Origin of the sequence: Crenalkalicoccus roseus, from assembly GCF_004761865.1 — a bacterium.
In the GTDB taxonomy this organism is placed as follows: Bacteria; Pseudomonadota; Alphaproteobacteria; order Acetobacterales; family Acetobacteraceae; genus Crenalkalicoccus; species Crenalkalicoccus roseus.
The window spans coordinates 1-10,414 of the sequence record NZ_SJDM01000068.1 but is presented as its reverse complement, the minus strand read 5'-3'; the positions used below and the strand labels follow the sequence as shown (position 1 = coordinate 10,414).

The 10,414-nt window shown below is 75.8% G+C and carries 12 protein-coding genes; 8 read left to right on the top strand and 4 right to left on the bottom strand.

What is annotated here, in order from left to right; all coding sequences use genetic code 11:
- The 8 genes from ET526_RS20080 to ET526_RS20045 form a co-directional block, all read left to right on the top strand.
- Window positions 1–775 (top strand): 2-oxo acid dehydrogenase subunit E2 (locus ET526_RS20080; RefSeq protein ID WP_240048501.1); only part of this gene is annotated, 775 nt, incomplete at its 5' end.
- On the top strand, window positions 772–1,260 hold the full coding sequence (locus ET526_RS20075) for a GNAT family N-acetyltransferase (RefSeq protein ID WP_135470686.1): 489 nt from the start codon (window positions 772–774) through the stop codon (window positions 1,258–1,260). The genes ET526_RS20080 and ET526_RS20075, both read left to right, overlap by 4 nt.
- Entirely contained in the window at window positions 1,260–2,657 is a 1,398-nt protein-coding gene (gene lpdA / locus ET526_RS20070; RefSeq protein ID WP_135470684.1) for a dihydrolipoyl dehydrogenase, read from the top strand. The genes ET526_RS20075 and lpdA overlap by 1 nt, the downstream gene beginning before the upstream one ends.
- Before the next feature lie 21 nt (window positions 2,658–2,678).
- Window positions 2,679–3,662 carry a lipoyl synthase gene (lipA, locus tag ET526_RS20065; RefSeq protein WP_135470682.1) on the top strand — a complete coding sequence of 328 codons (984 nt, stop codon included), beginning with the start codon at window positions 2,679–2,681 and terminating at the stop codon, window positions 3,660–3,662.
- 4 nt (window positions 3,663–3,666) lie between these two features.
- Complete coding sequence (locus ET526_RS20060; protein ID WP_135470680.1) at window positions 3,667–4,143, top strand: type II toxin-antitoxin system RatA family toxin; 477 nt, start codon at window positions 3,667–3,669, stop codon at window positions 4,141–4,143.
- A gap of 102 nt (window positions 4,144–4,245) precedes the next feature.
- On the top strand, window positions 4,246–4,884 hold the full coding sequence (locus ET526_RS20055; RefSeq protein WP_135470678.1) for a glutathione S-transferase family protein: 639 nt from the start codon (window positions 4,246–4,248) through the stop codon (window positions 4,882–4,884).
- 180 nt (window positions 4,885–5,064) lie between these two features.
- Complete coding sequence (locus ET526_RS20050) at window positions 5,065–6,132, top strand: threonine aldolase family protein (RefSeq protein WP_135470676.1); 1,068 nt, start codon at window positions 5,065–5,067, stop codon at window positions 6,130–6,132.
- The gene (locus ET526_RS20045; RefSeq protein ID WP_338025374.1) at window positions 6,122–6,517 is read left to right on the top strand and encodes a YraN family protein; all 396 of its coding nucleotides are present in this window, start codon (window positions 6,122–6,124) and stop codon (window positions 6,515–6,517) included. Before ET526_RS20050 ends, ET526_RS20045 begins: the two co-directional genes overlap by 11 nt.
- Before the next feature lie 151 nt (window positions 6,518–6,668).
- On the opposite strand, the gene ET526_RS20040 is transcribed toward ET526_RS20045, so the two are convergent.
- From ET526_RS20040 to ET526_RS20025, 4 genes are all read right to left on the bottom strand, one after another.
- Entirely contained in the window at window positions 6,669–7,163 is a 495-nt protein-coding gene (locus ET526_RS20040; RefSeq protein WP_135470670.1) for a CinA family protein, read from the bottom strand.
- Complete coding sequence (locus tag ET526_RS20035; protein WP_135470668.1) at window positions 7,163–7,612, bottom strand: phosphatidylglycerophosphatase A family protein; 450 nt, start codon at window positions 7,610–7,612, stop codon at window positions 7,163–7,165. Before ET526_RS20035 ends, ET526_RS20040 begins: the two co-directional genes overlap by 1 nt.
- Entirely contained in the window at window positions 7,609–8,454 is an 846-nt protein-coding gene (locus ET526_RS20030) for an alpha/beta fold hydrolase (RefSeq protein WP_158295647.1), read from the bottom strand. The genes ET526_RS20035 and ET526_RS20030 overlap by 4 nt, the downstream gene beginning before the upstream one ends.
- Before the next feature lie 4 nt (window positions 8,455–8,458).
- The coding region (locus tag ET526_RS20025) for a lytic transglycosylase domain-containing protein (protein WP_135470664.1) at window positions 8,459–10,414 on the bottom strand (1,956 nt) is incomplete at its 5' end.

Sequence of the window (10,414 nt, the reverse complement as noted above, 5' to 3'; positions counted from 1 at the left end):
GGCGCCGCCCGCTGCCGCGCCGGCCGCCCCCCAGCCCGCCCCCGCCGCGGCGAAGGCGCCCGCGCCGGCCGTCGCCGCGCCGCACACCGCGGTGCCGCACAGCACGATGCGCAAGGTCATCGCCCGCCGCCTGACGGAGGCGAAGCAGACCATCCCGCATTTCTACGTCACCATGGACATCGAGCTCGACGCGCTCCTGAAGCTGCGCGCCGAGCTCAACGCCCGCTCGCCGAAGGAGGGGCCGGGGGCGTTCCGGCTCTCGGTGAACGACCTGGTGATCAAGGCGGCGGCGGTGACGCTGCGGCGCTTCCCCAGCGTCAACGCCATGTGGACCGACGAGGCGATCCTGCAGTTCCACGACGTGGACATCTCGGTCGCCGTGGCCACGCCGAACGGGCTGATCACGCCCATCATCCGCAAGGCCGACCAGAAGGGCCTCGCCGCCATCAGCAACGAGATGAAGGACCTCGCCGAGCGGGCGCGCGCCGGCCGGCTGAAGCCGGAGGAGTTCCAGGGCGGCGGCTTCTCCATCTCCAACATGGGCATGTACGGCGTGCGGGAGTTCGCCGCCATCATCAACCCGCCCCAGGCCGCGATCCTCGCCGTGGCCGCCGGCCAGCAGCGCCCCGTGGCGAGGGACGGGCAGCTCGCCGTCGCCACGGTGATGAGCTGCACCCTCTCGGTGGACCACCGCGTCATCGACGGCGCGCTCGCCGCCGAGTTCCTGCAGGCGCTGAAGGCCACGGTCGAGGACCCGATGAGCCTGATGCTGTGACCGCGCCGGCGATCCGCGAGGCCGTGCCCGCCGACGTGCCGGTCATCGCGCGCTTCGTGCGCGCGCTGGCCGAGTACGAGCGCCTCGGGCACGAGGCGAAGGGCACCGAGGCCGATTTCCACGCGGCGATCTTCGGCACCCCGCGGCGCGCCGGCTGCCTGATCGCGGAATGGGAGGGCGAGCCCGCGGGCATGGCGCTCTACCACTGGACGTTCTCCACCTTCCTCGCGCGTCATGGCCGCTGGCTGGAGGATCTCTGGGTCGAGCCCCGCTTCCGCCGCCGCGGCATCGCGCGCGCGCTGTTCGCCCGGCTGGCGCGGGACACCCTCGCCGAAGGCGGCCAGCGCCTCGCCTGGAGCGTCCTCGACTGGAACCTGCCCGCCATCGCCACCTACGACGCGATGGGGGCGGAGAGCCTGAAGGAATGGATCACGCGGCGCCTGGCCGGCGACGCGCTGGCAAGGCTTGCGAAGGAGGCCTCGTGATGGCCGAGCAGTTCGATCTCGCCGTCCTCGGCGGCGGCCCGGGCGGCTACGTGGCGGCGATCCGCGCCGCGCAGCTCGGCCTGAGGACCGCGCTGGTGGAGCGCGAGCATCTGGGCGGCATCTGCCTCAACTGGGGCTGCATCCCCACCAAGGCGCTGCTCCGCTCGAGCGAGATCAACCACCTGCTGCACACCCTCGACGCCTATGGCTTCGCCGCCGACAACATCCGCTTCGACATGGCGAAGGTGGTCAAGCGCTCCCGCGCCGTGGCGAACCAGCTCTCGGGCGGGGTGAAGCACCTGCTGCGCAAGAACAAGGTCACGGTGTTCGACGGCCATGGCAGGCTGGCGGGGAAGGGCCGGCTCTCCGTCGCCAAGGACGGCAAGCCGGTCGCGGAACTCGGCGCGCAGCACATCATCCTGGCGACCGGCGCGCGGGCGCGGGTGCTGCCGGGGATCGAGCCGGACGGCAGGCTGATCTGGACCTACCGGGAGGCGATGGTGCCGCCCGCGCTGCCGAAGCGGCTGATCGTCGTCGGCAGCGGCGCCATCGGGGCGGAGTTCGCCAGCTTCTACCGCAACATGGGCAGCGAGGTGACGCTGATCGAGGTGCTGGAGCGCATCCTGCCGGTGGAGGATGCGGAGATCAGCGCCTTCGTCCACAAATCCTTCCAGAAGCAGGGCATGAAGATCCTGACCGGCGCGCGGGTGCAGGGCGTGCGCAAGGGGGCGGAGGAGCTCACCGCCATCGTCGAGGCCGGGGGCAAGGTGCAGGAGATCCAGGCCGACCGGCTGATCTCCGCCGTCGGCATCGTCGGCAATGTGGAGGAGATCGGCCTCGAGGGCACGGGCGTGCGGGTGGAGCGCACCCATGTGGTGACGGACGAGTGGTGCCGCACCGGCGAGCCCGGCGTCTACGCCATCGGCGACCTGACCGGCCCGCCCTGGCTCGCCCACAAGGCCAGCCACGAGGGGGTGCTCTGCGTCGAGAAGATCGCCGGCGTCGAGGGCGTGCACCCGCTGCAGGCGCGCAACATCCCCGGCTGCACCTACTGCCGTCCGCAGGTCGCCTCGGTCGGGCTGACCGAGGAGGCGGCGAAGCAGGCGGGCCACGAGGTGCGCGTCGGCCGCTTCCCCTTCATCGGCAACGGCAAGGCGATCGCCATGGGCGAGCCGGAAGGGATGATCAAGACCGTCTTCGACGCCAGGACGGGCGAGCTGCTCGGCGCGCACATGGCCGGGCCGGAGGTGACGGAGATGATCCAGGGCTACGCCATCGCCCGCACCGCCGAGGCGACGGAGGCGGAGCTGATGCACACCGTCTTCCCCCACCCCACCATCTCCGAGGCCATGCACGAGGCGGTGCTTGATGCCTACGGCCGGGTCATCCACATCTAGGGTTGCAACCGGACCCCGAGCATGGCCACCCGCATCGAGATCGACCACCGCCAGGCGGCCCCCCCGCCCCGGCACCCGGAGAAGGCGCACCGCCCGGACAACCCGGTCCGGCGCAAGCCCGACTGGATCCGGGTGAAGGCGCCGACCCACCCGGTCTACCACGAGACACGGGCGCTGATGCGCGAGAACCGGCTGGTGACGGTGTGCGAGGAGGCCGCCTGCCCGAACATCGGCGAGTGCTGGTCGCAGCGCCACGCCACCATGATGATCATGGGCGGGATCTGCACCCGCGCCTGCAGCTTCTGCAACGTCGCCACCGGCCTGCCCGGCCCGCTCGACCCGGACGAGCCGGCGCGGGTCGGCGATGCCGTGGCGCGGCTCGGCCTCAACCACGTGGTCGTCACCAGCGTGGACCGCGACGACCTGCCCGATGGCGGGGCGGCGCATTTCGCCCGCACCATCCGCGCCATCCGCGCCGCCGCGCCCGGCACCACCGTGGAGGTGCTGACGCCCGACTTCCTGCGCAAGGACGGCGCGCTGGAGGTGGTGGTGGAGGCGCGGCCGGACGTGTTCAACCACAACCTGGAGACGGTGCCGAAGCTCTACCCCACCATCCGGCCCGGCGCGCGCTACTACCACTCGCTGCGCCTGCTCGACCGGGTGAAGCAGCTCGATCCCGGCATCTTCACCAAATCCGGCCTGATGGTCGGCCTCGGCGAGGAGCGGATCGAGGTGCTGCAGGTGATGGACGACCTGCGCAGCGCCGAGGTGGATTTCCTCACCATCGGCCAGTACCTGCAGCCCACGGTGAAGCACGCCGCGGTGGCCCGCTTCGTCACGCCCGAGGAGTTCGGGGACTATGCCCGGCTGGCCCGCGGCAAGGGCTTCCTGCTGGTCTCGGCGAGCCCGCTCACCCGCAGCTCCTACCACGCGGACCGCGACTTCGCGGCGCTCCGCGCGGCGCGGGAGGCGCAACTCGCCGCCGCCGGGGCGCGTTCGGCCTGATCGCATGCCCACGCACGCGGAAAAGAAGATCCTGCGCTACACGCCGGAGCAGCTCTTCGACCTGGTGGCCGATGTCCGGCGCTATCCGGAATTCCTGCCCTGGTGCGTCGGCGCGCGGGTGCTCTCGCACGACGAGAAGGAGCTGGTGGCGGACCTGACCATCGGCTTCAAGATGTTCCGCGAGACCTTCCGCAGCCATGTGGCGCTGGAGCGGCCGCAGCTCATCCATGTGCGCTACCTGAACGGCCCGTTCCGGTACCTCAACAACCACTGGCGCTTCGACCCGCACCCGCTGGGTTCGGAGGTGGACTTCTTCGTGGATTTCGAGTTCCGCTCCCGCCTGCTGCAGGCGGTGATCGGCACCGTGTTCAACGAGGCGGTGCGCGTGATGGTCCGCGCCTTCGAGCGGCGGGCGATGCAGCTCTACGGCCGCCCCGCCCCGCGCCCGGCCGGGACGCCGGCCCCCTTCCCGGGGGGCTGAGCCGCGCGGGGGAGGAGGGGCACCGCCCGCATCACCGCTCCTGATCCCCGGCATCAGCCCTTTTCGCTGGCTCCCGCCGGGTGCGGGCGGCAGCATCGCGGCATGGGATACGTCCTCTACGGGGATCACCGCTCCGGCTCCGCCATGGTGGAGATGGCGCTGGCCGAGATCGGGGCCGAGGCCGAGCTCCGCCCCGTGCGGCTGGAGCGCGACGCGCAGCGTGCCGAGGCGTACCGGCGCCTCAACCCGATGGGCCGGGTGCCCACCCTGCTCCTGCCCGACGGCACGGCGCTGACCGAATCGCTGGCGATCCTGCTCACCCTGGCCGACCGCCACCCCGGGGCCGGGCTGCTGCCCCCGCCGGAACAGCCGGGCCGCGCCCGCGCCCTGCGCTGGATGGCGCTGCTGGCCTCCGAGATCTATCCGCACGTCACCCGCTGCGACTATCCCGAGCGCTTCAGCGCCGACCCGGCCCACGCGCCGGCGATCCGCGCCCGGGCGGTGGAGATGGCGCGCGAGGTGTGGGCCGTGGTCGAGCGCCACGCCGCGCCCTCGCCCTTCCTCCTCGGGGAGCGCTTCTCGGCGGCCGACATCGGCATCGCCGTGATGTCGCGCTGGATGGGTGGGGAGGCGTGGATGCCGGCGCACTGCCCGCGCATCGAGGCGCTGGCGCGGGCGGTGGCCGCGCGCCCCGCCGCCGGGGCGGTCTGGCGGCGGCATTTCGGCCCGCCGCCGGGCTGAGCGCGGCGCGGGGAGGCCGCCTCCGCGGTCCGCCTCCTCGTGCAGGGGCGCGCGGCCCGGTCGCGATCCGCGAGGCGCGGCATCAGTCCACCCGGGCCGCTTCCACGCGCGGGGCGAGGGGTTGCCTCGCGGCGCGCCGCTGCCACCATGCGCACCCCACCGCCACGCCCGGAGCCCCGCATGGTCCACGCCCCGCCCCGCCCGCCCGCAGGCGCCCCGCCCGTCCGCATCAACCTCTACTCCGACACCCAGACGCGCCCGACGCCGGCGATGCGGGAGGCGATGCTGCGCGCCGAGGTCGGCGACGAGCAGCACGGCGACGACCCGACCGTGCACGCGCTCTGCGACCGCATGGCGGCGCTGATGGGCAAGGAGGCGGCGATGTTCCTGCCCTCCGGCACCATGTGCAACGTCGTCGCCATCCTGACGCACTGCCGCAGCGGCGACGAGGTGGTGGCGCACGAGACCAGCCACATCCTGCACAGCGAGGGCGGCGCGCACGCCGCCTTCGCCGGCGTGCAGATCATGCCGCTGAAGGGGCCGCGCGGCATGTTCACCGCCGGGGACGTGCGCGCCGCCATCCGCCCGCGCACCCGCTACGCGCCGCCGCAGCGGCTGCTGGAGGTGGAGCAGACCGCCAACATCGGCGGCGGCGCGGTCTGGCCGCTGCGGCAGCTCGAGGAGGTCGCGGCGGTGGCGCGCGAGCAGGGCTGGGCGACGCACATGGACGGCGCACGGCTGATGAACGCCTGCGTCGCCAGCGGCGTCCCCCCGGCGGAGATGGTGGCCTCCTTCGACTCGGTCTGGCTCGACTTCACCAAGGGGCTCGGCGCGCCGCTCGGCGCGGTGCTGTGCGGTTCGGCCGAGTTCATCGGCCAGGCCTGGCGCTGGAAGCAGCGGCTCGGCGGCTCCATGCGCCAGGCGGGGATCTGCGCCGCCGCCTGCCTGCACGCGCTCGACCACCACGTGGACCGGCTGGCGGAGGACCATGCCAACGCCAAGGCGCTCGCGCGCGGCCTGCGGCAGATCCCGGGCGTCGTGGTGGAGGAGCCGGACACCAACCTCGTGTTCTTCGACATCCGCGGCGCCGGCATGGAGGTGGCGCGGCTGCAGCGGGAGCTGCTGCTGCGGGGGGTGGCGGTCAGCGGCCTCGGCGGGCGGGTGCGGGCCTGCACGCATCTCGACGTGACCGCGCCGATGATCGAGGAGGCGGTGGCGATCATCCGGGAGACGCTCGCTGCCGCCTGAGGAGGGCACGGCCCGCCGCCGCCTGCGCGGCGCCCGCGCCGAGGCGGCGGGGCGCGGCGCCGAGGCGGCGGCGGAGGCGGCGCTGGCGCGCGAGGGCTGGGCCGTGCTGGCGCGCCGCGCCCGCACCCCGGCCGGGGAGCTCGACCTGGTGGCGGAGCGCGACGGGCTGCTCGCCTTCGTCGAGGTCAAGGCGCGGCCGAGCCTGTCGGAGGCGGCCTTCGCCCTCGGCCCGCGCCAGCGCAGCCGGCTGGCCGCGGCCGCCGAATGCTGGCTGGCGGCGAATCCCGGCCACGGCGAAGCGGGCATCCGTTTCGACCTGCTGCTGGTGGCGGCGGACGGCGCGGTGCGCCGCATCGCGGATGCGTTCCGCCTCGGGGATGGCTGAGGCGCGCGGGGAGGGCAGCATGGCGGCCGCGCGGCGGCCTTCGGGGGCGGATCGGTCGCGATCCGCGAGGCCTGCCTGGTATCATCCCGGCCGCGCAACCGCCGACCATCGGCCGGGGCTTTGCGCCGCCGGCGGCAGGCCCGGTCGCCGCTCAGCGCGGCGCCAGCAGCCCGGCCGCGAGCGCCAGCGCCTCGGCTACCGTCGCGGCGCGCACCGCGGCGCGGTCGCCGGGGAAGACCCGGCGCAGCACCTGCGTCTCCCCGCCGCGCCGCGCCGCGCCGATGAAGACCAGCCCGACCGGCTTGCCCGGCGTGGCGCCGCCCGGCCCGGCGATGCCGGTGCAAGAGAGGGCGAGGTCCACCCCCGCCCGCGCCAGCGCGCCCTCCGCCATGGCGCGGGCGCAGGCCTCGCTGACCGCGCCCGCCTCCTCCAGCACCGCCGGCGGCACGCCGAGCATCGCGCGCTTGGCCTCGTTCGAGTAGCTGACCCAGCCGCACATCACCACGGCGGAGGAGCCGGGGATCGCCGTCAGCGCCGCGGCGATCAGCCCGCCGGTGCAGCTCTCCGCGGTGGCCAGCGTCAGGCCGCGCGCCTCCAGGGCGGCGAGCAGGTCGCGGGCGGCGTCGAGGGTGGAGGGGGGCAGCATCACAGGGGCACTCCCGGCCACAGCAGGCGCAGCAGCAGGATGGCGGCGCCGGCCAGCGCGCCCGCCACCAGATCGTCCAGCATCACCCCGGCGGTGCCGGGCCGGCGGTCCGCCCAGCCCACCGGGCCGGGCTTCAGGATATCGAGGGCGCGGAACAGCGCGAAGGCCAGCAGCGCGCCCGCGAGCCCCGCCCCGGCCGGCAGCGCCGCCAGCGCGAGAAGCTGTCCCGCCCCCTCGTCCACCACCACCCAGGGAGGGTCGCCCCGCGCCGCCGGCCCCAGCGCCCGCACCGCCCAGAAGCCGGCCGCCGCCAGCAGCAGCGCCAGCAGGAGGCAGGGCAGGGGGCCGAGCAGCACCGCCGGCAGCACCGCCGCCGAGGCCCAGCTTCCGGGCGCCGGGCGCAGCCGGCCGACGCCGCCGAGCGTCGCCACCGCCACCGCCAGCCTCATCCCAGCCGGGCCAGGAAGCGGTCCAGCGCCGCCATGGCCGCCGGCGCCGCGAGGGTCGGCGCATGGCCGATGCCGGGCAGCGAGACCACCTCCATGTCCGGCCGCGCCGCGCGCATCCGCCGCACCGTGGCGGCGGAGAGGAGGGCGCTCTCCTGCCCCCAGACCAGCAGCAGCGGCACATGGGCGAGGGCGCCGAAGGCGGGCCAGAGATCCTCCGGCACCTCCCGCCCGTCGGCCAGCACCCCGGCGATCCGTACGTCCCAGCGCGGATGCAGCAGCCCGTCCTCGCCGCGCGCATAGGTGCGCTCGGTGAAGCCGGCCCAGCCCGCCGCGTCGAGGTCGAGCGGCGGCAGCCTGTCGCGGAGGAAGCGCATCGCCTCCTCCGGGCCGGAGAAGCCGGGGTCGCGGCCGATCACGTCGCGCACCATGTCGAGCCCCGCGGGCTCCAGATGCGGGCCGATGTCGTTCAGCGCCACCCCGGCCAGCGCGGCCGGGCGCAGGATGCCGAGCCCCATCGCCAGCAGCCCGCCGAAGCTCGTCCCCAGCACCGCCACGCGGTGCAGGTGCAGCGCCGCCATGGCGTCGGCGACGTCGCGCAGCGCCACCTGCAGCCGGTAGCGGGAGGCGGAGGCGGGCCGCTCGCTCTCCCCGTGGCCGGCATAGTCGAGCGCCACCACGCGCCGCGCCCCCTCCTGCCGCGCCGCCAGCGCGGCGAAGTCGCGCGCGGTGCGGGCAAGGCCCGGCAGGCAGAGCAGCGGCGTGCGGTCCTCCCGCCCCGCCCAGTCGAGCGCGGCGAGGCGGAGCCCGTCGCGGGCGCGGAAGAAGCGGCGGCGCGGCGCCACCGGCTCAGGCCCCGTCCTGCAGCCAGCGCGCCATGGGGTGCGACAGCGCGGCATCCGCCGGGCTGAGCGCCCGGTAGATGGCGATGTTCTCGATCACCCGCTGCACGTAGTTGCGGGTCTCGGAGAAGGGGATGTGCTCCATCCAGTCGAGCATCGCCGTCTCGCCGGCGCGCGGGTCGCCGTAGGTGGCCAGCCACTGCGCCACCCGCGCCGGCCCGGCGTTGTAGGCGGCGATGGCGAGCGGCAGCGCGCCCCCGAATCGCTCGATCAGCGAGGCGAGGTAGGTGGCGCCGAGGCGCATGTTGTGCGCCGCGTCGGTGGTGAGCATGGCGGTCTGGTGCCGCAGCCGGAGCTGGCGCGCCACCTGCTGCGCGGTGGCGGGCAGGAGCTGCATCAGCCCGCGCGCATTGGCCGGGGAGACGGCCTCCGGGTCGAAATTGCTCTCCTGGCGGGTGATGGCGTTGATCAGGGCGGGTTCCAGCACCTCGGCCGGCACGGGGTAGGGCGCGGGCCAGCCCTCGGCCACCGCCACCAGCCCCGCCGCGCCGGCGCGGCGCACCACCCAGACCGCGTGGTCGGGCCGGCCGATGCGCGTGGCGAGCCGCGCCACGAGCAGCTTCTCCGCCGGCTCCCCGGCCATGTCGGCGAGGCGGAGCAGGAAGGGCCGCGCCCGGCGTGCCTCCCCGATCTCGGCGAGCGCCAGCACCACCTGCGCCAGCTCCTGCCGCTCCAGCGCCCGCGCCTGGGCGGCGGTCGGCTGCGGCGAGGGCGCGGCGGCGATGCGCGCCGAGAGCGCCGCGCCGTCCTCGCCGAGGGCAAGGGCGGCGAGCTGGCCGTAGAAGGCGGTCGGGCAGGCGGCCGCGGCGGCGTAGCGCTCGCGCGCCCGCGCCGGCGCGCCCTGGGCGGCGGCGGCGCGGCCCTGCCAGTAGAGGCCGCGCGCGCGGGTGATGACGCTCTGGCTGTCCGCCATCAGCCGGGCGAAGTGCCGCTCCGCCGTCGCGGCGTCCCGCAGGTGGCGGAGCGCGATGAAGCCGGCGAGGAACTCCGCCTCCTGCCGGGGCTCGCCCGGCGCCTCCTGGCCGTGGCGGGCGGCGGTGGCGTAGGCGAGGCGCGGCTCGCCGAGGCGCAGCAGCTTGCGGGCAAGGAGGTGGCGCTCGCTCCACACGGCGCGGGCGATGGCGGGCGGCAGGTCGCGCTGCAGCGCGGCGCCGGCGGCCCAGCAGGCGGCGGCCTCCGCGTCGCGCTCGCGCCGGCGCAGCCAGCGGGCGCGCTCGTAGGTCAGGCCAAGGTCGCCGGGCGCGGCGGCGGCCAGGGCGGGCGTGTCCGCCTCCGGCGCGTCCCCGGCATAGGCGAGGCGGGCGGCGGCGATGCCCTGGCGCGACGGGTCGAGCAGCGGCAGCAGCCGCGCCGGCGCGCCCTCGCGCAGCAGCGCCGTGCGGTCGAAGCGCCGCCAGTGCAGCTCGGGCGTCAGCGCCGCCCCGGCGCGGGCGAGATAGGCCTCCTCCGCCGCCGCGTCGCCCGGCGCCTCGGCCCAGCCGCGGCGCAGCGCCTCGGCCGCCTGCCCGGCCTCTCCGGCGCGGGCGAGGGCCTCGGCCAGGCGCAGATGCCCCTCGAGGGAGCGCGGCGGGCGGGCGGCGAACCAGGCGAGGGCCAGGCGGTCGTCCGGGTCCTGCGCCAGCGCCTCCTCGGCGCGGCGGGCCAGCGCGTCCTGGGCGGGCCAGTCCGGGTGGCGCAGCGCGAATTGCGCGATCTCCCGCGCCGTCGCCTCCCCGGTGCGGGAGAGCAGGCGCAGCCAGGTCACGGTCCTGGCGATCGCCGGATCGGCGGAGAGCGCCGCCGCCTCGGCCTCGGCCCAGCGCTGGGCGGCGGCGTGCGCCATCGCCAGCCGGCCGGCGGCGCGCGCCGCCTCCCCTCCCGCGGCGGGCGGCTGCGCCGCGCCCGGGCGCGGCAGCAGGGCGGC

Excerpts from the sequence above, each read along its gene's own strand:
- lpdA (WP_135470684.1), top strand. The coding sequence starts at position 1,260 with ATGGCCGAGCAGTTCGATCTCGCCGTCCTCGGCGGCGGCCCGGGCGGC.
- lipA (WP_135470682.1), top strand. The coding sequence starts at position 2,679 with ATGGCCACCCGCATCGAGATCGACCACCGCCAGGCGGCCCCCCCGCCC.
- ET526_RS20060 (WP_135470680.1), top strand. The coding sequence starts at position 3,667 with ATGCCCACGCACGCGGAAAAGAAGATCCTGCGCTACACGCCGGAGCAG.
- ET526_RS20055 (WP_135470678.1), top strand. The coding sequence starts at position 4,246 with ATGGGATACGTCCTCTACGGGGATCACCGCTCCGGCTCCGCCATGGTG.
- ET526_RS20050 (WP_135470676.1), top strand. The coding sequence starts at position 5,065 with ATGGTCCACGCCCCGCCCCGCCCGCCCGCAGGCGCCCCGCCCGTCCGC.
- ET526_RS20040 (WP_135470670.1), bottom strand. The coding sequence starts at position 7,163 with ATGCTGCCCCCCTCCACCCTCGACGCCGCCCGCGACCTGCTCGCCGCC.
- ET526_RS20035 (WP_135470668.1), bottom strand. The coding sequence starts at position 7,612 with ATGAGGCTGGCGGTGGCGGTGGCGACGCTCGGCGGCGTCGGCCGGCTG.